We start from the raw sequence: 25,563 nt of genomic DNA, 5'->3' as shown, positions 1-25,563 counted from the left end.
GCCCGGGCGGCGTCAGTCGATCGGCCCCGCCCGGGCCTGTGCGGTGGCGTGATTCGTCCCGAGGCTTCCGAGTTCGACCGGCACCCGTACCGTCACCACCACGTCATCGCCGTCGACACGACACCCGACCAGTTCTGCGCGGGGTCGTTGACGGCCGGCCAGGTCGTGCGCGGCCGCACACGGATTCACCTCGCCGGCGACGTGATCGATCGCCGCGGCCAGTGCCGACAGATCGGCCGCCGACTGCGCCCGGTGCCGGGCGAGCACCGCGCCCCCGACGTAGATCACCATCACGAGGACGGCGGCGAATGCCGCGATCGCGAATGCACCCAGTACGGTCGCGTGACCGTCATCGTCCACGACCAGTCCCCGGCCGGCCGTCATGGTCCGACCCCCGGCGCGAACATCACCTGATCCGCACCCGTCGGCTCCTTCGCCGCCACCGCCCGTGCCGACATCGTCAGACCCGGCAGCATCGCCACCTCCGACCTGACCTCGACGACGACATTCTCGTCCGAGGCCGAGATCGACACGCGTACAGCGTCACCGACGAGCCGCCGGGCGGCCTCCCGCGCCGAGGAATCCCCCGCGGCGGACAGTCGCGCCACCTCTCGTGCCGCATCGGTACATCGGATCTGCGTGGTCACCGCGGCGATGGCGCCGACCGCGATCAGCACCGTGACGACAATCGCGGCGATCGCGTACGCGGCCTCGACGGTCACCATCCCCGATTCGTCGACGGCCAAGCGTCGCAATCGTTGTGACCCGATCATCAGCCGACCGAGGTGTTGAGCGCCTTCCCGATGATGCCGGTCAACGCGCTCACGATGTTGTCACCGGTGACGACCGTGTAGAGGATCGCACCGAACGCGGCCGCGGCAATGGTCCCGATTGCGTACTCCGCGGTCGACATCCCTTCCTCGTCGGTCATGAGCCGGGTCAGGTGCGCGCCGAGACGTTCGGTCACGGCGCCGGGGTCGTGCGCGGCGGGAGCGTCGTGAGTCCGGAAAATGGTGCGTGACATGATCTCTCCTGAGAGTCGATGGAACCGCGGGCCGATCTGGTCCGAGCACTTGCGGTGTTGCAGGTACTTGGACGCGCCGGGCGCCGATTCGGATCCCTCGGATTTCGAGACCATGCCGAGCCCTGGCCGGACCCGGACGACGACTGCCTACGAGGTCGACCACACCCCGAGTTCGTTGCCGCTCGGATCCGTGAAATGGAACCGTCGGCCGCCGGGAAAAGCGTAGGGTCCGTTGACGATCTCGCCGCCGGCGGCGCGAACCTGTTCCGCCGTGGCGTCCAGGTCGTCGGAGTAGAGCAGCACGAGCGGGCCACCGCGCACCGCAGCCGTCTCGCTCGTCGCGAGGCCACCGACCTCGGGCAGGTCGGGACCGCCCGGGTTCACGATCCCCGCGTACGCGGGCCCGTAGTCGTTGAACTGCCAGCCGAACGCCGACGAATAGAACGCCTGTGCCGCGGCGGAGTCGGTGACGGTGAGTTCGATGTAGTCGATTGCGTGGTGTCGGGAACCTGAGTCGGTCATGGGTCCATTGTGCGTCCTCGCACCGACAGCGCGTCAGACCGAACCCAGAACCGTCGAGGCGAGGCCGACGACGACCGGAACGATACCGAGGCAGATGAATGCGGGTAGGAAGCACAATCCGAGCGGGCCGCTGATGGCGACACCGGCCCGCTCGGCGGCGGCGAGGGCGTCGTCGTGGGCCCGGCGCCGCACGTCCTCGGCGAGTTCGGCGAGCCCGCCCGCGAGCGACGAGCCGGCCCGCGCCGAGCGACGAGCCATCGCGGCGAGCGCGTCGAGGTGGTCGTCGGAGGCCGCGCCGTTCGACCCGTCGATCAACGCCGACCACGCCGCGTCCGGATCGGCACCGAGCTGCAGCAGGTCGGCGACGTGGGCGAGGGGCCCGGCCATCGACGCCGGTGCGCGCTCGGCGACCACCGACGCCGCGGTCCCCACCGGGAGTCCGGCACGTAGGCACACGGCGAACAGATCGAATGCCGACGCGACCGCGAACGGGTCGTCGGGAGCAGGTCCGGCACCCAGCCACCGTGGCGTGCGATCCGGGGGCGGGGGCGGCCCGGTCACCCGGCACAGCAACCACCGCGGCGCCGGCCAGAGCCACAACGCCACGGCCAACAGGGCCGCGGACCAGGCGGCGCCCGCCATCCCGCCGGGCATCACCGCGCCAGCACCTTCCCGGTGATGCGCTCCGACCAGCCGATCCCAGCGGCCACCAGGCCACACCCGACCACCAGCAGAACGCCGCCCAGACCGCCACCGAGGAGGACCTGGATCGGTCCCGCACCCGTCGCCTGCCCCAGCGCGATCCCGAGCAGCGGCAGACCGGCCAGAACCGCTGCCGTCGCGCGTGGCCCCGACAGTCCGGCCCGTGTTCGATCCGCGAAACCCCGCCGTGCCTGCAGGTCCGAGCGCACCGCGCCGAGGAGGTCGCCCATCGGCAGACCGCGGTCGTCGGCGATCTGCCACGCCACACCGATACGACGCCACGACTCGCCACCCGCCGCGGCGTCGTCCCCGGACGTCGAATCGAGCACCGAACCACCCAGGGCGGCACGGCAGGCCATCGCCTCCAGGCCGTCGGCGATCGCTGATCCCGAACCCCCGTCACCGGGATCACGACGGCGGAGTTCGGCGACCGCGACCTCGCAGGCCCGCACCGGTGGCGCGCCGACCGACAGTTCGGCGATCATCAGCGACAGCGCGAGGAGCAGGTCGTCCGACCGACGATCGCGCGACTTCTCGGCCAGTCGGCGGCGGCGCACCCAGAGCACGACCGTCACGATGATCGCGGCCGCGATGGCGGCAGGCAATCCGCCCACCAGGGAGACACCGAAGGGCACCGCCATCGGAGCCAGCACGACCGGGGTGGATGACCGGCTGGGATCCTCGCCGCCGCAGCCAGCCAGGATTCGGTACGTCACCCGTGGCGGAGAAGTCATCAGTACCGCGACACCCGCAGCGGCCGACACCAGCGCGACGGCGACCGGAGTCGACATCACCGGCACTCCCCGGTAGCCGTCCCCCGGCCGGCGACCAGCGCGTCGAACTGCTGACGCTCCGTGGTGAAACCATTGTGGCGCAACCAGATCGGCACGATCATCACCCGCCCGGAGTCGTCCCGTCGGACGATCCCGATCTCGACGAGACCCCGTGCTCCACCCGCATTCCGTGCCACCCCGAGGACCACCTGCAACGCGGCACCCAGCTGACTGTGGAGGGCATCACGTCCCATACCTCCCAGCGCGGCAAGCGCTTCCATCCGCGCCGGCACCTCCGAGGTCGAGTTCGCGTGCACCGTACCGGCACTCCCGTCGTGACCGGTGTTCAGCGCCGTGAGCAGGTCGATGACCTCACTGCCTCGAACTTCGCCGACGATGATCCGGTCGGGTCTCATCCGAAGCGCCTGCCGGACGAGGGCCCGCACCGGGACCTCACCCACGCCCTCGACATTCGATGCCCGCGCGACCAGCCGTACCACCTGCGGGTGGCGCGGGGCGAGCTCGAGGGCGTCCTCCACACACACCACCCGCTCGCGCGGATCCATGGCGCCGATCAGCGCATTCAGCAGGGTCGTCTTCCCCGAGCCGGTGCCGCCGATCACCAGGAAGGCGAGCCGGTGGCGCAGGATGTCGGTGATGACCGGCACCACCTCGGACGGGATCGCGCCGTTGTCGATCAGGCTCGGCAGGTCCTTGGACGCCGAACGCAGAACCCGCAGTGAGATGCACGTCCCGTCCGCAGCGAGTGGCGGAATGATCGCGTGGAGCCGCACGGTGTACCCGCGGCGTCCGACGTTCGACAACTGCCCGTCGACCCAGGGCTGGGCGTCGTCGAGGCGTCGTCCGGCCCCGAGCGCGAGCCGGCCCGCCAGTCGACGCACCGACCCCTCGTCCGGAAATCGGATCGGCGTCGACTCGAGCCCGGAACCCCGATCCACCCACACCTCGTCCGGACCCGCCACCAGGATGTCGGCGATGTCGGGTTCGGCGAGGAGTTGCTCGAGCTTGCCCGCCCCGGTCAGTTCGGTCTGCAGGAATCGGAGCGCGGCGAGCAGGTCGGTGTCGCCGAGCACTCCCCCGGCCTCTGCCCGGATCGCGTCGGCGATGACGGCCGGACTCGGGTCGGCCGCGTCGGCGGCCAGACGCGAGCGCACCCGGTCCAACAGCGCTTCGTCGGCCTGCCCGTCCGTTCGTGCCCGCGTCATGATGCGAGCCGCCGTCGCTCGGCGACCCGCGAGTGCACCGTCGCGGCCGCGCGCCCGAGTGGGCTGCGAGGTCGCAGTCGCAACGGGCCACCTTCCAGCCGCACGGCCAGACGCGGGTCCGGGCGAAAGGCGGCGAGCAGTGGGAGTCCGATCGCGTCGGCGACCTGCTGTGGCCGTAGCCCGCCGGGCGAGGGTCCCCGCACGACGAGCTCGACGGCCACCTCGTCGCCGACGACACGGTCGACGATTCGTCGAGCGGCGGCGCATCCGCCGACGGTGGGAGTGGTCACCACCACCACGACGTCGGTGGATGCGATTGCCGCGCGCACCACGGGGTTGTCGGAGCGCGGCAGGTCGAGCACGACGAGATCGCCGTGCGTCTGTCCCGCATCGATGACCGCGGTGACGGCCTCCACGCTCAACCCGGCGGCGGGCAGTCGCTGGGAGGTCAGCACCGCGAGACCGTCATGCGCACTCGGCAGCGCCTGGTGGAGGGCCGTACCGCCGACGACCCCACCGTCGAGCGCGAGATCCTGCCAACGCAGCCCTGGGCGACGCTCGATGCCGAGCAGAAGGTCGGCACCTGCGCCCATGTCGTCGAGGTCGAGGAGAAGCGTGGGCGAGCCGGCGTCGGCCGACGTCAGCGCCACCGCGGCAGCCAGCGTCGATGCTCCGGCGCCGCCGTGTGCACCGATGACCGCGACGACGCCGGCCGGGCGGCGTCGAGGTACCCGACACTCGGTCAGCACGCGGACCAGGCGCCCCTCCTCGGCCGGCAGGGTCGACGCGTCCTCGGCACCCAGGTCCATCGCCATCCGCCAGGTGTGTGCCCCCGGCTCGGCAGCACTGACCAGCACGAGTCCAGGGCGACGGGGCGGGCGTATGCGGGACAGGACCGCGACCGCAGGCGGGTCCGCGACCACGGCCCGGGCCGTCAGCCACTCGCGTCGGCAGTCGTCGGCAGACCCGACGTGCACGAGGTAACCGGCTGCCGCGGCGCAGCGCGCGACGTCGTCGCGGAGGTCAGGGTCTACGAGAACCAGCAGTTCGTCGGGCATGCGGACGATCATGCGGCAGGCGGAGGACGCCGACCGGCCGGAACACCGCCGCCTGGGGATGGAGTCCGGGCCTGTGGACAACCGGGCGCGACCGCCGAATTTCCGCGGTAGAAAAGACCCCAGAAAGAGGACAACCCCGGCCAGGGGGGGAGGAGGCCGGGGTCGTCACGTTTCAGCCCCGGGGGGTCGGGCTGAAACGTGACGGTATGAGAACCGGGTACCGATGACTATACACACGGTTTCGGATTCTTTGCAAGCACAACAATCGCATTCGCGAATGTCCGTTCTACTCCTCGGTAACAAGTTCTGCGAAATACACGCGCCCCCTGTCCGCTATCGAGGAAACGCCTTTAGGACGCGCGAATCTTCGCAACGTCATTGCAACGTCTTCTCAGTGCGCCCAGCGGGCTCGCCACATGCCGCCTCGGGCCCCCGACACCTCGATGGGCGTTCGGTTCGCCTGCGCCCCAGTCGATCTCACCGAATTCGGCAACTGGTCCAACATTCCGGCGCCGAACGCTTGATGTGATCGGCATCACGGTGTAGAACAGTGGTTACGGAAACTCGGAAGGCCAAGTTCGATCCGGAAGAGAAGGAACGGACCCCCACGCCGAGCACTTCCCAGCACGGGCGGCAAGCACCCACGCGGAGCACGCCGCATATGGCAAAAGTGTTGTGCGCCTGCGACATCACAGTCAGGACGACCGACCGCCACCACTCGATGCGCCACCGCCTTCCTCTCATGAGGCGCCAGGCCCGGGAGGAATGGCCCACAGCTGGCAGCACGTGGACGGTCCGCAATCCCGACTCGTGGTCAATCGCCGAGGCGGTAACCACAGCCCACCAAGCACGCTTGGTAACTTGGGTCCGTGCTACGCGGGCGGCAACCGCGTCGTTTACGACGCCGGCGGCCGCCCGCAGTGCTGTCCGGGGCCGGCGCCGACCCCGGGACGCTAGCCCGCCCGCGCCGCGTCGGCGATCGATTTCGCCTCCGCCGCACCGGCTTCCAGGGCCTCGCAGCAGAAGACGATCCAATCCCGCAGGCCCGATTCGGTACCCGCCCCGAAGTTCGCCGCCAAGGTGCGGTACTCGCCGACCCGTTTGAACCAGGTCACCTCCGGCACGCCGAGACAGTGCGGGTCCAGACCGGTCGCAGCACTGACGAGGCGGGACGCGGCTCGGGCGACGACGCCATTGGCGGTCGGGAAGGCATCCACGGCGAGCAGCTCGCCGTGGACCACCGCGACGAGCACCGGCGCCGGGACCGACGTAGCACCGGTTGTCAACTGCCCCAACAGGTTGAGACGTTCACCCGCATCCGTCCCACTCCGTGGCCGTCCCAGCTCCTCGGGGTCCCCGACGAGGTCCGCCGCGGCCAGGGTGTGCAGCCGCGCCAGAGCCTGCGCAGGCGCCCGCCGGATCACGGCGGTCAGCGTGACGAGGGAGTCGCCGTCGAGCGCCTGCGACACCCGCATCGCGCCCGCCAGGATCGGATCGTCGAAGTCGCCGTCGCGCCGGAGTTCGACGCTTCCGCCGTCGATCGCGGCCGAGGACCGACCCGCGCGCCACGAGGCCTCGGTGGCCGTCTTGTCCCATCCTCGCAGGTTGGCGGGGTGCCGGTGGACCGCAGACAGGGCATCGCGCGCGCGGTCGGCAGCGTCGGCGACGCCGGGGAGTTCCAGCAGGGGCAGCAGCGGGTCGGTGGTCACGAACCGACGATAGTTGCGTCGTCGACACCCCGGCCAGGACGCCCCGGGTTGGACGATCGGATGGCCACCCCCCGCATCGAGAGTTACACCTTTCGGCGAATTGGAAACTCCGACGATCCATTGTTAGTCGTCGTTTCAGGAAATCCGTGTAGTCAATTGTTTGCGGGATATGTCAGAACTCTGATTGAAACGTCGGCGTGGGTCGTCGTACCGCACCCGGATGGGCGTACGACCGTTCGTCGTCGCTCACCTGCCGTTCATCGCGTATCGGTCGCGTTCGCATACGGGGCGGTTCCTGGCTCGACTCCTACGTGACTACGCTCACACTGTTTCCCCGTACTGACGTCGGGTCACCTTACTGTTGAGTGACCGCCGTCGACAGCGAAAGGCCCTTGTCACCGATGTCCTCCACCGTCCAGGCATTCCCACCCTCCGACGAGTTCGCCGCCCAGGCCAACGGCACCGCCGAGATGTACGACCATGCCGATGCCGATCGCCTCGAGTTCTGGGCCGAGCAGGCCCGGCGGCTGGAGTGGGCCACCGATTTCACCACCACCCTCGACTGGTCCGACGCACCCTTCGCCAAGTGGTTCGTCGGCGGCAAGCTGAACGTGGCCGTCAACTGCGTGGACCGCCACGTCGCCGCAGGAAAGGGCGACCGGGTCGCCATCCACTGGGTCGGCGAACCCGGCGACACCCGTGATCTCACCTACAGCCAGCTGCTCGCCGAGGTCAGCAAGGCGGCCAACTACTTCGCCTCCATCGGACTGGTCGCCGGCGACCGCGTCGCCATCTACATGCCGATGGTCCCCGAGGCCCTGATCTCGATGCTCGCCTGCGCCCGCCTCGGCCTCACCCACTCCGTGGTCTTCGCCGGCTTCTCCTCCGGCGCACTGCGCTCACGCGTCGACGACGCCGAGGCCAAACTCGTCATCACCACCGACGGCCAGTACCGCCGTGGCCAGCCGGCACCGCTGAAGACCCAGGTCGACGAGGCGCTCGGCACCGGCGCCGACGCCGCGAAGTCGGTCGAGAAGGTCCTGGTCGTGCGTCGCACCAACCACGACCCCGACCTCAACTGGGTCGAAGGACGCGACGTGTGGTGGGAAGACACCGTCGACGAGCAGTCCGACACCCACGAGGCCGAGGCGTTCGACGCCGAGCACCCGCTGTTCCTGCTCTACACCTCGGGGACCACCGGCAAGCCCAAGGGGATCGTCCACTCCTCGGGCGGCTACCTCACCCAGGTCAGCTACTCGTTCCACTACGTGTTCGACCACAAAGAAGGCCGCGACGTCTTCTGGTGCGGTGCCGACATCGGCTGGGTGACCGGCCACTCCTACCTCGTGTACGGCCCGCTCTCCAACGGCGCGACCGAAGTCGTCTACGAGGGAACCCCCAACTCCCCCAACGAGCACCGCCACTTCGAGATCATCGAGAAGTACGGCGTCACCATCTACTACATCGCGCCGACGCTGATCCGCACCTTCATGAAGTGGGGCCGCGAGATCCCCGACGCCCACGACCTGTCCACCATCCGGCTGCTCGGCAGCGTCGGCGAACCGATCAACCCCGAGGCCTGGAAGTGGTACCGCGAGGTCATCGGCGGAAACTCCGCGCCCATCGTCGACACCTGGTGGCAGACCGAGACCGGCGCCATCATGATCTCGCCGCTGCCCGGCGTCACCGCGACCAAGCCGGGATCGGCGATGAAGCCCCTGCCCGGCATCAGCGCCAACATCGTCGACGACCAGGGCAACCCCGTCGGTGCGGGCGAGCAGGGCTACCTCGTGCTCGACCAGCCGTGGCCGTCGATGCTGCGCGGCATCTGGGGCGACGACGAGCGATTCCGCGAAACCTACTGGTCCCGCTTCGCCGAGCAGGGCTGGTACTTCGCCGGTGACGGCGCCCGCTACGACGAGGACCACGCCCTCTGGGTCCTCGGACGTGTCGACGACGTCATGAATGTCTCCGGCCACCGCATCTCGACCGCCGAGGTCGAGTCCGCCCTCGTCGGCCATTCCGGTGTCGCCGAAGCCGCGGTCATCGGCGCCGCCGACGAGACCACCGGCCAGGGCATCGTCGCCTTCGTCATCCTGCGCGAGGGTGTGGAGAACACCGGTGATCAGCTGATCGCCGAACTGCGCCAGCAGGTGTCGGTGGAGATCTCACCGATCGCCAAGCCCCGCGAGATCAACGTCGTGCCCGAACTGCCCAAGACACGGTCGGGCAAGATCATGCGCCGCCTGCTCAAGGACGTCGCCGAAGGTCGCGAACTGGGCGACACCTCGACGCTCGTCGACCCGTCGGTGTTCGAGGCGATCCGCGCGAAGAAGGCCTGATCGGGCCCGGACGACCGCTCCCCCGCGAGCACTACTGTGTCGATGCGCCGCCGGCGGACTCCCGCCGGTGGCGCATCGCACGTCCGGGGAACTCACCGACGCACCCGAGGGTGGGGCGCCACCTCAGCGGCACTCGCATGGCAACATAAGGCGCATCTGCCGAACAACGGAGGATTCTGTGAGCCCCAACGAGCACGGCCTGCCCGACGCTGGCCGGGACTCCGTCCCGTCGATCCCGCTCTCCGACGCGAACGCCGGCCACAACGGCGAGCCGACCATCGGAAGCCTGGTCAAGGACGCGACCACCAGTGTCTCCACCCTGTTCCGATCCGAGGTCGCGCTCGCCAAGGCAGAGCTCGTCACCGAGGCGAAGAAAGCCGGCACCGGCACCGGGCTGCTGATCGTCGCCGGCGTGATGGCGTTGTACTCCAGCTTCTTCTTCTTTTTCTTCCTGGCCGAGTTGCTCGACGAATGGGTCTGGCGCTGGCTGGCCTTCCTGATCGTGTTCCTCATCCTGGTCCTGGTGACCGTGGTCGCCGCGTTCGTCGGGTATCTGTTCTTCAAACGCGTGCGCGGCCCCAAGAAGACGATCGAGTCGGTCAACGAACTGCCGACCGTCCTGCCGAACCGTCATGCGACACACGAGACCACCCACCCGAGAATCCCGCCCGCCCGCGAAGGCTGATCCGTGAGCGAGGAGCCCGACCCCTCGAGCGTTCGTCTCCCGGGCGACTGGGAGCACTTCGACGTCCGCGCCAACGGAGTCCGGTTCCACGCCGTCCAGCCCGCGGGCGTCCCGGCAGGCGACCGTCCACTGGTGTTGTTACTGCACGGCTTCGGCGAGTTCTGGTGGAGTTGGCGGCATCAACTGACCGCACTCACCGACGCCGGATTCCGCGCCGTCGCCGTCGACCTGCGCGGCTACGGCGACACCGACAAGCCGCCGCGCGGCTACGACGGCTGGACCCTGGCCGGCGACACCAACGGCCTCGTCCGCGCACTCGGGCACTCGCGCGCCACCCTCATCGGGCATTCCGACGGCGGACTGGTCTGTTGGGCGACCGCGACCCTCCACCCACGGGTCGTCGACCGGATCGTCGTCATCGCGTCCCCCCATCCGCGCGCCCTGCGCCGACGAGTACTGCGCGACAAGGCCCAGCGGTCCCGGTTCCTGCCGCTGTTCCTGCGCAATCAGATCCCGCGTCTCGGCGAACGTCAGGTCACCCGCGACGACGCCGCCTTCGTCGCCGACTACTTCGCGGAACGGTCGTCGGCTCCCTGGCGGGCCGAGCCCGACTACGGGCACACCGTCGAGCTCAATCGTTCGGCCATGCTGATCCCCAACGTCGCGCACTGCAGCCTGGAGTACCGGCGCTGGGCGTTCCGTTCGCAATTCCGGCCCGACGGCGCCCGCTTCATGGAACTCATGGATCAACGACTGCACCTGCCGGTGCTCGCCCTCCGCGGCCGCGACGACCCCTACATCCTCGACGACGCGATGGCCGACAGCCACCGGTGGGCTGCACACCAGCTGTACCGGCAGGTCGAGGGCAGCGGTCACTTCGTCCACCAGGAACAGCCGGCCGCGGTGACCGGGCACATCATCGAGTTCCTGCGCCACGAGCCCGAACCCACCGCGGACGGCACGCGCCGATCGGCGCGGAAGGTCAGGCGAGGACGCAGCGCTGTGTACTCACCCGCTCGCTTCGCCGCTCGGATTCGTCGAAGTCGGAGCGAACCTGACGGGCGGTGAGCACGAAACCGGTCTCGTCGGCCGCGTTCTCGGCCGCCCCGAACACCACGCCGAGCACCTCGCCGTCCGAGTTGAGCAGCGGTCCACCCGAATTGCCCTGCCGGATCAGACCACGCACGGCATAGACCTCACGGGTCACCTGCCCGGTGCGGTAGATGTCGTCGCCGGTGTGGGCGAACACCGCGCGAACCCGCAGCGGACTCACGTAGAAGGGTCCGGCCTCGGGGAAACCGAGCGCGATCGCGTCGTCCCCGGTCGACGCGGGCCGTGAGGCGAACCGCAGGGCAGGCGCACGCAGACCCGGGACGTCGAGCACCGCGATGTCGTTCTCGCTGTCGAAGAGCACCACGCGCGCCGGGAGCTGCGCCCCGGTCGAGGTCTGCACCTCGAGCCGCTCGGTACCCGCGACCACGTGCGCGTTGGTCATGACCCGCTCGGGCGACACGACGAACCCGCTCCCCTCGAGCGCCTGCCGGCAGCTCGGCGCGACGCCCTCGATCTTCACGACGCTGGGACGCGCCTGCGTCACCACCGGCAGTTCGGCCAGCGCCTGGTCCGGCGGGTCGACATTCGTCGACGGGGTGCTGACGAACGGGAGCTTCGGGAGCCCCGAACTGTCCAGAAGCGCCTTGAAGTCGTCGGGCAGGTCGTCGACCCACTGCGGCGACACCGCGTCGACGCCGGTCAGCACCTTGGAGTCACGCACCGCCCCGGCGATCGCCGGGTCCGCCGACTCCCGCAACGGGATGGCCAGCAGGCCTGCGGCCAGCAGCACGGCGACCACCTGCAGGAGCGAGCCGACACCACTGTCGACGGCCCGCAGCCCGGGCGACCGGATACCACCGCGAGCCGCGCGGCCCAGAACCATGCCCGCGACCTCGCCGACGACGACGAGTACGACGAGCACCAGGATTCCGGCGAGCACCCGCACCTGCAGGTCGTCGAACCGTTCGATCAGGCGCGGCGCGAGCAGCAGACCGGCCACGGCGCCGAGCGCGACACCGATGAACGCCAGGGCGGATGCGACCGCACCCGATCGGTACCCGCTGGCCGCGGCGAGCAGCGCGATGCCGATCACGATGATGTCGACCCAGGTCGAGCCGGTCACCGGGGACCACCCGACTCGGCGTTGCGGGCATCGACGACGTCGCGGTCGTCCGGGTGGAGTTCGGCGAAACCGGATTCCTGACGGCTGCCGGCGAGTTCGATCATCTTCTCCAGCGAACGCACGTCGTTCTTGTCCCAGGGGCGGTCCCAGCCGGACACCTCGCTGATGGCGGCGACGAGCCCACCGGTGAAGCCCCACACGAGCAGCCGGTCGACGAAGAAGGCCGGACCCTTGTAGACGATGCCGACCGCCTTGCGACGGACCTGGAATCGGTTGTCCGGGTCGAGCAACTCGCGCAGGTTGATGCGGTCCACCCGCGCGGTCTCGCCCTCGTCGACGACGCGCACTTCGCTCGGACGGTGCCAATAGCCGATCACCGGGACGACGTCGAACCCCGAGACCCCGACCGGAAAGCTGGGGAGGGTCGCGAGGATGCTGACCCCGGAGGCATCGAGGCCGGTCTCCTCGGCGGCCTCACGCAACGCGGTGCCCACCGGGAAGTCGTCGCCCGGATCGGCCGCACCGCCGGGGAACGCGACCTGCCCACTGTGTTGGCGCAGCGTCGGCGCACGCTCGGTCAGCAGGACCTCGGCGTCGGCGGGCACACCGCCGGGATGGTCGTCGGCCGACTCCCACGACCCGGAGAACAGGATCAGGACCGCCGCCGACCGCGACTTCGTCGGCAGCATCGACGCCCAGCGCGACCGGTCGCCGCCACGATTGTCGACACTCCTGGTGACAGCGGTGACGTCCTCGGTGAGAGCTCGTAGCCAGGGTGGGATCTCCGCACGCGGGACCAGCGGACCCGCGTCCGCGCGCGGCCGCCCACTCATATCCGCACGCCCAGGTGCTCGGCCACCGAGTCGGCGATCTCCTCCGGGCTGTCGAAGACACCGGGATAGACCTCGGCCACCGTGCCGTCGGGCCTGAGGAAGACGGTCGACGGGAACACCCGCGGCGCGCCGATGGCCGCGGCGACCTTCCCGTCGAGGTCGAGCACGGACGGCAAACGGACTCCGATCTCGGCGAGCAGCGTCAGCGGGAAGAACGGATTGCTACCGCCCTCCTTGGCGTGCAGGGCCAGCACGGTGACCCGGTCCCCGGCGCGCGCGGCGAACTCTTCGAAGTAGGGCAACTCGGTCTTGCACGGACCGCACCACTGCGCCCACACGTTGATCACCAGCGGGCGGCCCGCAGTCGCCGCACCGAGGTCGTACGGCGCGCCGGTGCCCAGACAGGGCTCGACGACGCCCTCGAGGACGGAATCGGGTGACTCCGGCAGACCCGTGACCGGGCACTCAGGCAGTGCGGCGGCCTGGCGCGCCTCCGCCACCCGCGCCTCGTCGACCGGGGCGTCGATCGGGCGGGTTCCACTCGCCGACGACGGCGTGCCGGTCATCGGCGCCGGATCGTCCCCGCGCGGCCAGATCGCGACGATCAGGGCGATCATCACGATCACGAAGACGACGGTCCACCGCGCGACAGGGGGAAAACGTGAATCCCGCGACGACGGACCCGCTTCGGTCCCTGCGCTCTGGTCTGTGTCCGTGGTGTCGTTCACGGGGCGGCGATCCCGGCCAGCGCGAGGAGATGCTCGGTCTCCGGCCCCTTCACCAGAGCGGCGGCGTCGGCCTTGTCCATCGGACCGGTCCCCACCGACGGGCAGTCCTTGGCGAGGATGCACACGCCGCAGGCCGGCTTGCGCGCATGACACACCCGGCGGCCGTGGAAGATGATCCGGTGTGACAGGTCGGTCCACTCGCGCCGTTCGATCAGCTCGCCGATGGCGTGCTCGACCTTCACCGGATCGGTCTCCTCGGTCCACTGCCAGCGTCGGACCAGGCGGCCGAAGTGGGTGTCGACGGTGATCCCGGGAACGCCGAAGGCATTGCCCAGCACCACGTTCGCGGTCTTCCTCCCGAATCCGGGCAACGACACCAGGTCCTTCAGGTTGTTCGGCACCTCCCCATCGAACCGCTCGACGAGGGCCTGGCCGAGTCCCATGATCGAGTTCGCCTTGTTCCGGTAGAACCCGGTCGGTCGGATCATCTCCTCGAGCTCGGTGCGGTCGGCACCGGCATAGTCCGCAGCCGTCCGGTACTTCGCGAACAGCGCCGGGGTGGTCTGGTTCACGCGGACATCGGTGCACTGTGCAGACAGGATCGTCGCCACCGAGAGCTCCAGCGGATCGGTGAAGTCCAGCTCGCAGTACACGTGCGGGAAGGCGACCTTCAGGGTGCGGTTCATCCGTCGCGCGCGCCGGACCAATCCGAGATGGGTCTCCTGCTTACGTGCCGGGGCCGGGCCCGAGGCAGCGGTCTTGCGTGCGCTCACCTGATTCAGGTTAGCGATGTGTAGCGGCAATCCCGATTCCAGCGGCTCCAGGCACAGCCCGGCCTGCCGGCACCACGTCGGAATGCCCACCGTTTGCGCAGTTCAACATATATTTTCCGCCCTGCGCGAAGTCCTCTGGCCGGTCGCGGGGATCAGCTCACCCACAACCTACGGTCAGGTAACAAGTCAGTGACGGCGGCACTCCGGATGGGGATTCCGGCGGGTCCATTGTGTTTACTGGTCCCCATGCACGGTCTCGCGGCGCTGCTGTTCCCGGCTGTACTCATGCTCTTCGCCATGGGCATGGACAAGGTCCAATCCCGGATCGACCGCACGGCGGTCTCCCGCGACGAGGTCGAGGACTTCCTCGACTCGGCCGACGCCCAGAACGTCCAGACCCTCGCCCGCGAGGGGATGCCGGCCGCACTCGACGAGCTCCGCGACCGACGCGTCACGCGTCACGAATCGGCCGTCGCCGACCACGCCGCGTCGCCGCAGCGGGCCAGCTGATCGGTCACCGCGAGTCCGCCTCCACCTAGTACCGGACGCCACGTCGACACCTCGACGACCGGACACACGCGCAATGAGCTTCCAGTGACCCATCCAACACATATGCTTGTGCGCGGGGTAGCGTATCCAAGGGCGCGATCTGACGCGTGGCTGTAGCAAAGATTCGAGAAAGGTTCCCTAGGTGGAAGAAGTACTGGCGCGGGCGGGCATATTCCAGGGCGTCGAGCCCTCCGCCGTCGCGGCGCTGACCAAGCAGCTTCAGCCCGTCGACTTCCCTCGCGGACATGTGATCTTCCACGAAGGCGAGCCCGGGGATCGGCTCTACATCATCATGTCCGGCAAGGTGAAGGTCGGCCGCCGCTCCCCTGACGGACGCGAGAACCTGCTGACGATCATGGGACCGTCCGACATGTTCGGCGAGCTCTCCATCTTCGACCCCGGCCCGCGTACCTCGTCCGCGACGACCGTCACCGAGGTGCGTGCGGTGTCGATGGACCGCGACGCGCTCAAGGCGTGGATCAAGGACCGCCCGGAGATCGCCGAGCAGCTGCTGCGCGTCCTGGCACGCCGCCTGCGCCGCACCAACAACAACCTCGCCGACCTCATCTTCACCGATGTCCCCGGTCGCGTCGCCAAGCAGCTCCTGCAGCTCGCCCAGCGCTTCGGAACCCAGGAGGGCGGCGCCCTGCGCGTCACCCACGACCTGACCCAGGAAGAGATCGCCCAGCTCGTCGGGGCGTCGCGCGAGACCGTCAACAAGGCACTCGCCGACTTCGCCCAGCGCGGATGGCTGCGCCTCGAGGGCAAGAGCGTCCTCATCGCCGACTCCGAGCGTCTCGCGCGCCGCGCACGCTGACCCGAATACACCACGAAGCCGCTCGCTCCTCCGGGAGCGAGCGGCTTTGCTCCTCCCCGCTCCCTGAGGCGCGAGCGAAGCGAGCCTCGAAGGGTCAGGCCTCGCGCAGGTACTCCAGCTGTGCCTTCACCGACATCCGGGCGGCGGGCCACAGCTTCTTGTCGACGTCGGCGTACACCTTGCGCACCACCTTCATCGGCTTCGCGTCCCGGGCCGAGACGCCCATCGTGTCGAGGGCGGCGACGATCTGGTCGATCCGCTCCTCGCGATGGGCTTTGTAGTACCGCGCGACGGGTCCGAGGTCGGGATGGTCCGGACCGTGCGCCGGGAGCAGCGCCGCCCCCTCCCCGTCGACGATGAGGCGGTTCAGCGAGTTCAGGTAATCGCGCAGCCCACCGTCGGCGGGATCGAGCACGGTCGTGCCACTCCCAAGGATCGTGTCACCGGTCAGGACCGCGCGCTGTCCCTCGTGTTCGACGAGGAAGCTGACGGAGTCACCCGTGTGCCCGGGTGTGGACAACACCGTGATCCGCAGGCCCGCGGCCTCGATCACCTCACGGTCGCGCAGCGGTGCCCCGCCGCGACAGTACTTCTCGAGACGAGCGCGCACCGGAGCACCGGTGCGCTTGTGCAGACGCGACACCCCGCCGGTGTGATCGAAGTGCCGGTGGGTCACCAGCACCAGCGAGACCCCGGGCAGCTCGGCGAGGCGTCGGGCATGGTGTTTGTACTTCGGCGGCCCCGGGTCGACGACCACGCACTCGTCGCTTCCGGGCGCACGGAGCACATAGGTGTTCGTACCATCGAGTTCCATCATCCCGGAGTTGTCGCACAGCAAGACCGACGCGAAGGGGGTCACTTCCCGAAGCACCCCGTAGGCCGGGTGCGTCGGTGCGGCGTCATTCGGTGAGCTCATGGTCTCCGAGCCTATCGACTCGGCCCGGACGGCCGGGCGAAGCCCGACGATCCGACCACGCCGAGCCGAACGGCCCGATCAGTTCTCGCGGACCGGGGTGCCGTTCACGTGATGCTCGTCGGCGGATCCGTCGACCAACGTCGGCGCCACCTGATCCTGCAGACTCCGCAGGAGCGCGGCACCCTGGGTGATCACACCGGTCATGATCCCGTTGACCCCTTCGGCGCCGTTGTACACGGTGAGATTCGCGGTGCTGAGCCCCTTGGCGACCTCGCCGACGAGCGTGGGCAGGGCCTCGATGAGCTGCTGGTCGAGGGCGATCCGATTGTGCTGCGCGGCGGCCGCCGACTGGATCTCGACCGCCTTGGCCTCCGCCTCGGCGATGATCTGGCGGCGCAGCGCCTCGGCCTCGGCCGGTTTCACGACCTCCGAGATCAGTTCCTGCTCACGGAGTTCGGCCTGCGCCTGCGCGAGCACGGACTGTTCACGGATGACCTCCTGGTTGACGCGGGCTTGCGCGAGTGGACCGGCCTGGGCGGCTTCGGCATTGGCCTTGTCGGTCTCGGCCTTGATCGCGGCCCGCTTGATCGCCGTCTCCCGCTCGTAATCGGCCTGATTGCGCAGCGACTCCTGCTGCGCCTTGGCCGACTCCTGGTCTGCGCGAGCCCGTTCGACGGCAGCCTCGCGCTGCACCTTGGCGATGTTGGGAGCGGCCAGCGCATTGATGTAACCGGAGTCCATGTCGTCGATCGACTGGATCTGGAACGAGTCGACGACCAGGCCGATCGATCCCATCTCGCGCTTCGAGGCATCGAGCACCTGACGGGCCAGGGTGTCGCGTTCGCGGATGATCTGTTCGACGGTCATCGAGCCCACGATGGACCGCAGATGGCCCGAGAAGATCTGTCCGGTCAGCTGGTTCATCTCGTTCTCCTGCTCGGAGATGAACCGTTGTCCGGCATTCACGATCGACGCCACGTCGTTGCCGACCTTGTGGGCGATGACCGCCCGCACGTTCAGCTGGATGCCCTGCGTCGTCACGCACACCTCGCGAATCGTCGCCTCGTGCAATGCCATCGACAGGAAACGGACCTTCCGGAAGAAGGGCATGACCCATTTGCCGTGCCCCACCACCACGACGAACGGCGCATCGTCGAAGTCGGACTTGGCGCCGGAGATCAGCATCGCCTCGTCGGGTTCGGGAACGTAGTAGCCGAGCATGGTCTCTCCTCGAGAGGCAGGCGGTAGGTGTCGACGTCAGATCCTGCCGTATCCGGGCCGTTTCGACGATCGGTTGTTCACATGGTTCGATCCGCCGTGCCCGGGACCGGCATCCACGGTTCGACGTCGACGATTCGGCCGGGCCGTTCGGCGATCACCAGTACGGGCGCGTCGAACCCGATCGGTTCGACGGCGCGTGCCAGGAACCTCTCGGTTCCGCCTGCCAACGGCAACTCGATCTCCCCGAGAACCTCACCGCCCGGTATCGACATCGTCACCGTTCCGGTACGCCCGACGAGTTGCGACGCTGTCATCCGACGGCCTCCCCTGTGTTCCCGAGCAGTGTGTCGAACCCTAGGCCATCACGGTCCGACGCCGGTCGCGGACACCGTCGAGCACGACGTAGGCCGCGGTCACCACCGCGATCACCGCGGCACCGAGAACCAGCGCCGGATAACCGAAGGCACCGACGACGATCCCGGCGAGCGCGCCCGCGGCCGCTCCGGCGAGACTCATCGAGGTATCCGAAACGCCCTGCGCCGGTGCACGTCGTGCGGTGTCCACACTGTCGGTGAGCAACGTCGACGCTGCGACCGTAGACGCCGACCATCCGATGCCGAGCAGGACCAGGGCCACGACGAGGCCGGTCTGCGACTCCGCGAAAGCGAACCCGACGACGCAACTGACGACGAGTACCGCCTGACCGCCGAGGATGACCGGGACTCGCCCCGCCCGATCCGAAAGCAGTCCCATCACCGGTGCGAGCGCGTACATCCCGGCGATGTGCGCGCTGATCGACAGACCGATTAGGGTCACCGAGGCGCCGCCGTGATGCATATGGACCGGCGTCAGCGCCATGACCCCGACCATGACCGCATGCGCCGACACCACCGCAGCCATCGCCGCGCGGGCCGGCGGTGTGTGCACGATCGCCGAGAACCCCTCGGCCAGCGACACTCTGGCACGCGGTCCACCGGTCTCGCCGATCGCCACGACGAGGGGGTCGGGACGCAACCCGACGAAGAGCACGGCGGCGGCGCCGAAACACCCCGCGGCGCCGACGAGGAACGGACCCGACAGCTCGGTCATCGCGAACCACCCCGCGACGGTCGCACCGAACGGGACGACCGCGGGTCCGATCACCGCGCCGACCATCGTCGTCCACACCACGAGTGAGAGATCGCGCCCACGGGTTCCCGGCGACGACAGGTCGGTCGCGGCGAACCGCGCCTGCAGACTCACCGCGCTGCCCGACCCCAGTCCGGCCATGCCGATGAGCATCAGCACGAACCAACCGTGGTCGACCGCCACCGCCACGGTCAGGGTCCCGATTCCGGCGATCAGCAGACCGGTGGTCAGAGCGGGACGACGACCGCGCCCGGCTGCCAGGGACGCCAGCGGGAGCCCCGCGGCGGCCGCACCGAGAGTGACCACAGTGGTCGGCAGACCGGCCAGCGAGTCCGTCCCCGACAGTTCCTCACCGAGGATCGCGCCGAGCGCCAGCGCCCCACCCATCGACAACCCGCAGAGGACTTGGGCCACACAGAGCAGCACGACGGTTCGCCGTTGCAGGGCGACAAGCGAACTCATGATCGCCGCCGACCCGCCCCGCTTCTCATCCGCAGCGCGTTGACCGTGCCGAGCACGCCCGCGGCCAACGGGATCAGAAGTGCCACCTGGAGCGCGACCGGCCGCACCTCGGTGTTGATGCGGATGATCTCGTCGCGAACGTCCGCGGGCTGACCGGCCAGCAACTCGGTCAGCTGCGTGTTGCTCATCACCTGCGCATCGTCGTCGAGTACTCGAGCCACCTGTTGCTGTTCCGCGGGTGCCAGAACCTCACTGGACTCCGCCTCGCGGACGAATCCGAAGGCGAGCGACGCCAGCAGGATCGCGCCTGCGCTCGCCAGCCCGAAGGACAATCCGAACGAACCGGCCGCAGAGTTCGTCCCGGCGGCCTCGCTCACGCGTTCGTCGCTGATCGGCCCCAGCGTGTAGTCGTTCAGCTGCGAGACGAGCAGTCCCAGACCGGCACCCGCCACGATCAGCGGCACGATCAGACCCCAACCGAAATCCGCCCGCGGCACGATCGAGAGGAGGACGGCGACACCGAGCGTGAGCAGCCCGAAACCGGCGAGCACGATCGCCGACGGGGGCCGGGTGTGCGTCCGCCGCCCGGCGAGCAACGCGACCACGAACATGCTGAGCGACAGGGGTGCCAGTGACAGCCCGGCTTCCATGGCGTCGTACTCGAGGACCATCTGGAGATAGATCGGCAGCGAGATCATGATGCCGCCGAGTGCGATCTGCTGGAGTAGCTGCTGGCTGACGCCCAGACGAAAAGGCCTCGAGCGGAACAGATCCGGGTCCAGGAGAGTGGGTCGGCCGGCGCGGCGCCGGCGAATCAACCACCAGGTGAGGCCGACCAGACCCGCGGCTCCGACCACGAGCAGGATGCCAACCGCCTCACCGCCCTCCTGCCAGACGAGGATCCCCAAGACGATCCCGCCCATCCCCAGCACCGACAGCAGCGCTCCGATCGGGTCGACTCCGCGCGGCCCGGTGTACGCGACATCGCGGACCAAACCGATTCCACACAACACGATTGCGATGATGACGACTTCGGCGACGAAGGCCAGGCGCCACGAGAGGTACGTCGTGATGAATCCGCCCAACAGCGGGCCGACCGCAGCCGCGATCGCCGCCGCGGCGCCCACGAGGGCATACACCCGCTTCTGATCGTCGCCCTGGAAATTGCCGTGTACCAGCGACTGCATCGCGGGAAGGAGGAGCGACGCCCCGATCCCACCGATGATCGCCCAGAAGACGACGATCGTCGTGAGTCCCTGCGCGAGGGCCATGGCGGATGCGCCGACGGCGTAGGCCAGCAATCCGATGACGTACGCCCGCCGCCGGCCGATCAGATCGCCGACCTTGCCCCCGATCAGGATGAACGCCGCGGACACCAGAGCCTCCAGGGCGATCGCCGACTGCACCCCACTCACGGTCGTGTCGAGATCGCGAACCACCGCCGAGATCGACACGTTCATGAACGAGGTGTCCACGACCAGAACGAACATCGCCATCGCGAGCAGCAGCGCGAGCACCCGCTGCTTGCCCGACAGCGGAGCCGCGGTTTCCGAAGTCGCCGAATCGCCCATGGTGCACCGCCTCCACGACAGCCGCGTCACGGCCCGTCCGCCGCGGGCTCGACGAGGAGAGCATAGATCGGCCGGAGCCGTTCCACCCGCCTGTTGCGACGCCCGGCGGCGTTCACCCCGCGATGAGGTCGTACCCGAGCTTCCCCACCATCACCACGACAATGGCCAGCAGGACCCACCGCACGAACGAACTACCCCGTCCGATCGCCATGTGGGATCCGATCTGGGCGCCGATGACGTTGGCGACGGCCAACCCCAACCCCAAGAGCCACAAGACATTTCCTTGGAGGCCGAATACCGTGAGCGCACCGAGGTTGGTGCCGGTGTTGACGACCTTCGCCATCGCCGAGCTCTCCAGAAAGCTGGTGCCGACCAGCGCGGTCAGGCTGATGATCAGGAACGTCCCGGTCCCCGGTCCCATCACCCCGTCGTAGAAGGCGACGACGACGCCGGCCACCAGGAGACCGGCGATCGTCGACACGCGCGAGCGCGCGCCCGCCGACGCGTCACCGCCGAAGCCCGGGTTGAGCGCGACGAACAGTCCGACGCACACCAGCATCACCAGCACGATCGGCGTGAAGATCTCGGTGGGCAGCGCCACGGCCACCGTTGCACCGAGCGCCGAGAAGAACAGCGCCGCGACGAAAACCGGGATCAGCCGACGAAGATCGATCCGAACATGACGCGTGTAGCGCCATGCCGCCGACGCGGTGCCGAACACCGCGGCGAGTTTGTTGGTCCCCAGGGCCGTCGCGGTGGGCAACCCCGGTTGAACGATCAACATCGCCGGGATCAGGACGAGTCCACCGCCGCCGACCACGGCGTCGACCCAGCCCGCCGCGGCGGCCGCGGCGATCAGGAGTGCGACGTCCAAGGCGGACGTCAGGCCACTTCGACGATCAGTTCCACCTCGACGCACGCACCGAGCGGCAGCTCCGCGACACCGACGGCAGAGCGGGCGTGCACCCCGGCGTCACCGAAGATCTCGCCGAGGACATCCGAGGCCCCGTTGATCACGCCGGGCTGACCGGTGAAACCGGGGGCGGACGCGACGAACCCGACGACCTTGATCACCCGCACGATCGAGTCGATCCCGACCAGGGCATCGATCGCCGCCAGTGCGTTGAGCGCGCAGACCCGGGCTGCCGCAGTCGCATCCTCCGGTTGAACGATGCCTTCGGCGCCCTCGTGGACCTTGCCCCGCGCCGACAGCTCGCCGTCGACGACGGGCAGCTGACCCGAGGTGTAGACGAGGTTGCCGGTGCGCACCGCCGGGGTGTAGCTCGCCACCGGCGGCACCACGGACGGGAGCTCGATGCCCAGCTCGACGAGACGATCGGTCCACGTGGTCACCATGGTCAGCCCTTCGGTCGCTTCAGGTACGCCACGTGCTGCTCGCCGGTCGGACCGGGCAGAACCGAAACCAGTTCCCAGCCATCGGCGCCCCACTGATCGAGGATCTGCTTCGTGGCGTGCGTCAGCAGCGGCACGGTCACGTATTCCCACGCGGTCACTTCACTCATGGACTCACCCTATCTGGCGACGGTGAATGGATAAGGTGTTGCCGTGGCCAATGAACAGGGCTCGCGATCCGGGTCGGGTGAGTCGCTCGATTCCGGCGTGACAGACGACGCTTCCGGCAGCGGTGCGACAGACGCTTCGTCCGTCGCGGGTGGGAACGAGTGGCCTGCGGCCGCCGCCCGCGCCCGCCTGCACTTCGTGTCCGGCAAAGGCGGCACCGGCAAGACCACGGTCGCGGCCGCGCTGGCGCTGGCGCTGGCCGCCGACGGCAAGAAGGTCCTCCTCGTCGAGACCGAGGGACGCCAGGGCATCGCGCAGGTCTTCGACATCCCGCCGTTGCCGCCGACCGACACCCGCATCGCGACGGCCGAGGGCGGCGGCGAGGTGTCCGCGCTGGCCATCGACATCGAGCATGCCCTGCTCGAGTACCTCGACATGTTCTACAACCTCGGCTTCGCCGGCCGCGCGATGAAGCGGATCGGTGCCATCGACTTCGTCACGACCGTCGCTCCCGGCCTTCGCGACGTGTTGCTCACCGGCAAGATCAAAGAGCGGATCATCCACACCGACAAGCAGGGCAACCGTGTGTACGACGCGGTGGTCGTGGATGCCCCGCCGACCGGACGCATCGGGAATTTCCTCGACGTCACGCAAGCGATGGCCGATCTCGCCAAGACCGGCCCGATCCGCAACCAGAGCGAAGGCGTGGTCCGGCTCCTGCATTCCGAGGAGACGATCATCCACCTCGTGACGCTCCTCGAGGCGATGCCGATCCAGGAGACCATCGAGGCCATCGACGAACTCCGGGGCAAGAACCTCACTCTGGGCAGCCTCGTCATCAACCGCGTGAGCGCGCCCCATCTTCCCGCCGACGTGATCGACGAGATCGCCGAGGGCCGGATCGACGCGGGGCGAGTGGAGGACAGCCTGACCGCGGCTGGACTCAAGCTCGCCGACGGGGATCTGGCCGGCCTGCTCACCGAGACCATCGAGCACGCGACCCGGCTGCAGGCGCAGCAGATCGCCAAGGCGCAGCTCGACGAGGTCGAATTGCCGACGCTCGAACTCCCGTCCCTCGGCGACGGCGTCGACCTGGGATCCATCTACGAGCTGGCCAACCTCCTCCAGAAAGCGGGTGCGTGATGCCACTCGACCTCAAGATGGGCTCGGTGCTCACCGATCCGTCGACGCGCGTCGTGATCTGTTGCGGCGCGGGCGGAGTCGGCAAGACGACCACCGCGGCCGCGATGGCCATGTACGCCGCCGAGCAGGGCCGGACCGTGGCCGTGCTGACGATCGACCCGGCCAAGCGTCTGGCCCAGTCCCTCGGGATGTCCGAACTCACCAACGATCCGCAACCGGTGGCGATCGACGGCAAGGGCACGCTCGACGCGATGATGCTCGACATGCGACGCACCTTCGACGAGATGGTGCTCGAGTACTCCTCCCCCGAGCGGGCCGAGGCGATCATGGAGAACGCCTTCTATCAGACCGTGGCCTCGTCGTTCTCCGGCACGCAGGAGTACATGGCGATGGAGAAGCTCGGAAAGCTGCTGGAACAGGACCACTGGGATCTGATCGTCGTCGACACCCCGCCGTCGCGGAACGCACTCGACTTCCTCGACGCGCCGCAGCGGCTGGGTTCGTTTCTCTCCGGCCGCCTGATGAAGGTGCTGGTCGGCGGCGGCCGCGGGGTCGGCCGCATGGTCACCGGCGCGATGAGCCTGGCCATGCGCGGTGTCGCGACGATCATCGGCGGCGACATGCTCCGCGACGTCGCGATGTTCGTGCAGTCGCTGGACTCGATGTTCGGCGGCTTCCAGGACCGTGCCGCGAAGACCTACGCCCTGCTCAAGCAGCCGGGCACCCAGTTCGCGGTCGTCGCCGCCGCGGAGGCCGACGCCCTGCGGGAGGCCGCGTTCTTCGTCGACCGCCTGTCCGAGGAGTCGATGCCGCTCGCCGGGTTGATCCTCAACCGAACCCATCCGAACCTGACGTCGATCCACGAGGAGGCCGCGTTGGTCGCCCTCGACTCGGTGACCGACGACCTCACCCGGGGAGTCCTCCGGATTCACGCCGATCGAGCGGCCACGGGGAAACGCGAACTCCATCTGCTGCAACGATTCACGGCGTCGCATCCGCGGGTACCGATCGTCGGGGTGCCGGCGCTGCCGTTCGAGGTCGCGGACGTGACCGCACTGCGGGCGGTGGCCGAGCAGATCACCGGCCGCGGCTGATCACTGCTCCCCCCCTGAGTTCAGACCGCGTCGCGGTGGCGCCGACGCTGCGCGGCGAAGAACGCCGACCAGGATGTGACCTCGGGGTGCTGGCGGAGGAGTGCACGGCGCTGGCGTTCGGTCAATCCGCCCCACACGCCGAACTCGACACGGTTGTCGAGCGCGTCGGCGCCGCATTCGAGCTGCACCGGGCAGTGGCGGCAGATCGTGGCGGCTTTGCGCTGGGCCGCGCCTCGCACGAACAGATCGTCGGGGTCTCCCCCTCTACACCGCGCCTGAGCAACCCACGCCAAGCGATCCTCTTCGTTGGAAACTGCCGCTGTCGCCATCCGCCACCCCTACCTGTCGTATCTGCGTAGCTGCGAGAACGTCTCAACCTCGCTGCTCAAGCCACATTTGCAGCGAACTGTTAAGTGAGTCACATTCTGCACTCAATCTAGGGATCTGTGCTGGGGGGCGCAACCCCTGGAAGCAACAAAGTGGGACAACCGTGCAAACTCATCTGTTCGGACGGTCGGCGATCACCCTGTCGCGCGGACGGACCCCGCCGCCCCGGGAACGCCGGTCGAGCCGGTCGTCGCCGTCGCCGC

General features: G+C 68.9%; 29 protein-coding genes. 7 read left to right on the top strand and 22 right to left on the bottom strand.

The genetic code is table 11. The annotated features are described in order from the left end of the window. Nucleotides 1–12: 12 nt before the first annotated feature. The 9 genes from BCM27_RS02990 to BCM27_RS02950 form a co-directional block, all read right to left on the bottom strand. Nucleotides 13–384, bottom strand: coding sequence for an Rv3654c family TadE-like protein (locus BCM27_RS02990; protein ID WP_004022107.1), 372 nt, complete (start codon nt 382–384; stop codon nt 13–15). After that, nucleotides 381–725: a TadE family type IV pilus minor pilin gene (locus BCM27_RS02985; protein WP_172622080.1), complete on the bottom strand. Its 345-nt coding sequence runs from the start codon at nt 723–725 to the stop codon at nt 381–383. Before BCM27_RS02985 ends, BCM27_RS02990 begins: the two co-directional genes overlap by 4 nt. A gap of 47 nt (nt 726–772) precedes the next feature. Next, complete coding sequence (locus tag BCM27_RS26025; protein WP_033204594.1) at nt 773–1,024, bottom strand: DUF4244 domain-containing protein; 252 nt, start codon at nt 1,022–1,024, stop codon at nt 773–775. Nucleotides 1,025–1,171: 147 nt separating this feature from the next. Next, nucleotides 1,172–1,546: a VOC family protein gene (locus BCM27_RS02975; RefSeq protein ID WP_004022104.1), complete on the bottom strand. Its 375-nt coding sequence runs from the start codon at nt 1,544–1,546 to the stop codon at nt 1,172–1,174. A 33-nt stretch (nt 1,547–1,579) separates the two neighbouring features. After that, nucleotides 1,580–2,188 carry a type II secretion system F family protein gene (locus tag BCM27_RS02970; protein WP_033204595.1) on the bottom strand — a complete coding sequence of 203 codons (609 nt, stop codon included), beginning with the start codon at nt 2,186–2,188 and terminating at the stop codon, nt 1,580–1,582. Between the two features lie 11 nt (nt 2,189–2,199). Beyond that, complete coding sequence (locus BCM27_RS02965; RefSeq protein WP_004022102.1) at nt 2,200–3,039, bottom strand: type II secretion system F family protein; 840 nt, start codon at nt 3,037–3,039, stop codon at nt 2,200–2,202. Continuing rightward, nucleotides 3,039–4,247: a TadA family conjugal transfer-associated ATPase gene (locus tag BCM27_RS02960; RefSeq protein ID WP_004022101.1), complete on the bottom strand. Its 1,209-nt coding sequence runs from the start codon at nt 4,245–4,247 to the stop codon at nt 3,039–3,041. The genes BCM27_RS02965 and BCM27_RS02960 overlap by 1 nt, the downstream gene beginning before the upstream one ends. Next, nucleotides 4,244–5,305 (bottom strand): septum site-determining protein Ssd, encoded by a 1,062-nt coding sequence (ssd, locus tag BCM27_RS02955; protein ID WP_004022100.1) that lies wholly within the window; start codon nt 5,303–5,305, stop codon nt 4,244–4,246. Before ssd ends, BCM27_RS02960 begins: the two co-directional genes overlap by 4 nt. 953 nt (nt 5,306–6,258) lie before the next feature. After that, nucleotides 6,259–7,014, bottom strand: a complete 756-nt coding sequence (locus BCM27_RS02950; RefSeq protein WP_004022099.1) for a hypothetical protein — start codon at nt 7,012–7,014, stop codon at nt 6,259–6,261. Nucleotides 7,015–7,415: 401 nt separating this feature from the next. On the opposite strand from BCM27_RS02950, the gene acs reads away from it, so the two are divergent. The 3 genes from acs (at nt 7,416) to BCM27_RS02935 (ending at nt 11,109) form a co-directional block, all read left to right on the top strand. Beyond that, nucleotides 7,416–9,356 carry an acetate--CoA ligase gene (gene acs / locus BCM27_RS02945; RefSeq protein ID WP_004022098.1) on the top strand — a complete coding sequence of 647 codons (1,941 nt, stop codon included), beginning with the start codon at nt 7,416–7,418 and terminating at the stop codon, nt 9,354–9,356. 178 nt (nt 9,357–9,534) lie between these two features. Continuing rightward, nucleotides 9,535–10,041 carry a phage holin family protein gene (locus BCM27_RS02940; protein ID WP_004022097.1) on the top strand — a complete coding sequence of 169 codons (507 nt, stop codon included), beginning with the start codon at nt 9,535–9,537 and terminating at the stop codon, nt 10,039–10,041. 3 nt (nt 10,042–10,044) lie between these two features. Continuing rightward, nucleotides 10,045–11,109 (top strand): alpha/beta fold hydrolase, encoded by a 1,065-nt coding sequence (locus BCM27_RS02935; RefSeq protein WP_004022096.1) that lies wholly within the window; start codon nt 10,045–10,047, stop codon nt 11,107–11,109. Here BCM27_RS02935 and BCM27_RS02930 read toward each other — a convergent pair. The 4 genes from BCM27_RS02930 to nth are packed head-to-tail and all read right to left on the bottom strand — an operon-like array spanning nt 11,024 to nt 14,551. Continuing rightward, nucleotides 11,024–12,217 carry a MarP family serine protease gene (locus BCM27_RS02930; RefSeq protein WP_004022095.1) on the bottom strand — a complete coding sequence of 398 codons (1,194 nt, stop codon included), beginning with the start codon at nt 12,215–12,217 and terminating at the stop codon, nt 11,024–11,026. The genes BCM27_RS02935 and BCM27_RS02930 overlap by 86 nt on opposite strands. Continuing rightward, nucleotides 12,214–13,050, bottom strand: a complete 837-nt coding sequence (locus tag BCM27_RS02925) for an NUDIX hydrolase (protein ID WP_004022094.1) — start codon at nt 13,048–13,050, stop codon at nt 12,214–12,216. The genes BCM27_RS02930 and BCM27_RS02925 overlap by 4 nt, the downstream gene beginning before the upstream one ends. Then, on the bottom strand, nt 13,047–13,778 hold the full coding sequence (locus BCM27_RS02920; protein WP_033204512.1) for a TlpA family protein disulfide reductase: 732 nt from the start codon (nt 13,776–13,778) through the stop codon (nt 13,047–13,049). Before BCM27_RS02920 ends, BCM27_RS02925 begins: the two co-directional genes overlap by 4 nt. After that, nucleotides 13,775–14,551: an endonuclease III gene (nth, locus tag BCM27_RS02915; protein ID WP_172622041.1), complete on the bottom strand. Its 777-nt coding sequence runs from the start codon at nt 14,549–14,551 to the stop codon at nt 13,775–13,777. The genes BCM27_RS02920 and nth overlap by 4 nt, the downstream gene beginning before the upstream one ends. 246 nt (nt 14,552–14,797) lie before the next feature. Between nth and BCM27_RS02910 the strand changes: the two genes are divergently transcribed. Both BCM27_RS02910 and BCM27_RS02905 read left to right on the top strand, forming a co-directional pair. Further along, entirely contained in the window at nt 14,798–15,061 is a 264-nt protein-coding gene (locus tag BCM27_RS02910; RefSeq protein WP_004022090.1) for a hypothetical protein, read from the top strand. 181 nt (nt 15,062–15,242) lie between these two features. Next, nucleotides 15,243–15,917 carry a Crp/Fnr family transcriptional regulator gene (locus tag BCM27_RS02905; protein WP_004022089.1) on the top strand — a complete coding sequence of 225 codons (675 nt, stop codon included), beginning with the start codon at nt 15,243–15,245 and terminating at the stop codon, nt 15,915–15,917. A gap of 94 nt (nt 15,918–16,011) precedes the next feature. Here BCM27_RS02905 and BCM27_RS02900 read toward each other — a convergent pair whose 3' ends face one another. From BCM27_RS02900 to BCM27_RS25615, 8 genes are all read right to left on the bottom strand, one after another. Next, the gene (locus tag BCM27_RS02900; protein WP_004022088.1) at nt 16,012–16,833 is read right to left on the bottom strand and encodes an MBL fold metallo-hydrolase; all 822 of its coding nucleotides are present in this window, start codon (nt 16,831–16,833) and stop codon (nt 16,012–16,014) included. A gap of 78 nt (nt 16,834–16,911) precedes the next feature. Continuing rightward, nucleotides 16,912–18,054 (bottom strand): flotillin family protein, encoded by a 1,143-nt coding sequence (locus BCM27_RS02895; RefSeq protein ID WP_004022087.1) that lies wholly within the window; start codon nt 18,052–18,054, stop codon nt 16,912–16,914. A 77-nt stretch (nt 18,055–18,131) separates the two neighbouring features. Then, on the bottom strand, nt 18,132–18,368 hold the full coding sequence (locus BCM27_RS02890; protein ID WP_004022086.1) for a hypothetical protein: 237 nt from the start codon (nt 18,366–18,368) through the stop codon (nt 18,132–18,134). 40 nt (nt 18,369–18,408) lie between these two features. Then, nucleotides 18,409–19,644, bottom strand: a complete 1,236-nt coding sequence (locus tag BCM27_RS02885) for an MFS transporter (RefSeq protein WP_004022085.1) — start codon at nt 19,642–19,644, stop codon at nt 18,409–18,411. Then, nucleotides 19,641–21,215: an MFS transporter gene (locus BCM27_RS02880; protein ID WP_004022084.1), complete on the bottom strand. Its 1,575-nt coding sequence runs from the start codon at nt 21,213–21,215 to the stop codon at nt 19,641–19,643. Before BCM27_RS02880 ends, BCM27_RS02885 begins: the two co-directional genes overlap by 4 nt. A gap of 112 nt (nt 21,216–21,327) precedes the next feature. Then, entirely contained in the window at nt 21,328–22,089 is a 762-nt protein-coding gene (locus BCM27_RS02875) for a TSUP family transporter (protein WP_004022083.1), read from the bottom strand. An 8-nt stretch (nt 22,090–22,097) separates the two neighbouring features. After that, the gene (locus tag BCM27_RS02870) at nt 22,098–22,571 is read right to left on the bottom strand and encodes a RidA family protein (protein ID WP_004022082.1); all 474 of its coding nucleotides are present in this window, start codon (nt 22,569–22,571) and stop codon (nt 22,098–22,100) included. 2 nt (nt 22,572–22,573) lie between these two features. Continuing rightward, nucleotides 22,574–22,738, bottom strand: coding sequence for a Sp36 family protein (locus BCM27_RS25615; protein WP_004022081.1), 165 nt, complete (start codon nt 22,736–22,738; stop codon nt 22,574–22,576). Between the two features lie 43 nt (nt 22,739–22,781). Between BCM27_RS25615 and bagA the strand changes: the two genes are divergently transcribed. Continuing rightward, nucleotides 22,782–23,879, top strand: a complete 1,098-nt coding sequence (gene bagA, locus BCM27_RS02865; RefSeq protein ID WP_004022080.1) for an ATPase BagA — start codon at nt 22,782–22,784, stop codon at nt 23,877–23,879. Further along, nucleotides 23,879–24,973: an ArsA family ATPase gene (gene bagB / locus BCM27_RS02860; protein WP_004022079.1), complete on the top strand. Its 1,095-nt coding sequence runs from the start codon at nt 23,879–23,881 to the stop codon at nt 24,971–24,973. Before bagA ends, bagB begins: the two co-directional genes overlap by 1 nt. Nucleotides 24,974–24,993: 20 nt before the next feature. Here the strand turns inward: bagB and BCM27_RS02855 are convergent, their stop codons facing one another. Then, nucleotides 24,994–25,302 carry a WhiB family transcriptional regulator gene (locus BCM27_RS02855; protein WP_004022078.1) on the bottom strand — a complete coding sequence of 103 codons (309 nt, stop codon included), beginning with the start codon at nt 25,300–25,302 and terminating at the stop codon, nt 24,994–24,996. Between the last annotated feature and the right edge of the window lie 261 nt (nt 25,303–25,563).

Origin of the sequence: Gordonia terrae, assembly GCF_001698225.1 — a bacterium.
GTDB lineage: Bacteria > Actinomycetota > Actinomycetes > Mycobacteriales > Mycobacteriaceae > Gordonia > Gordonia terrae.
The sequence above is the reverse complement of the archived record's forward strand: the minus strand, read 5'-3'. Positions and strand labels throughout refer to the sequence as shown.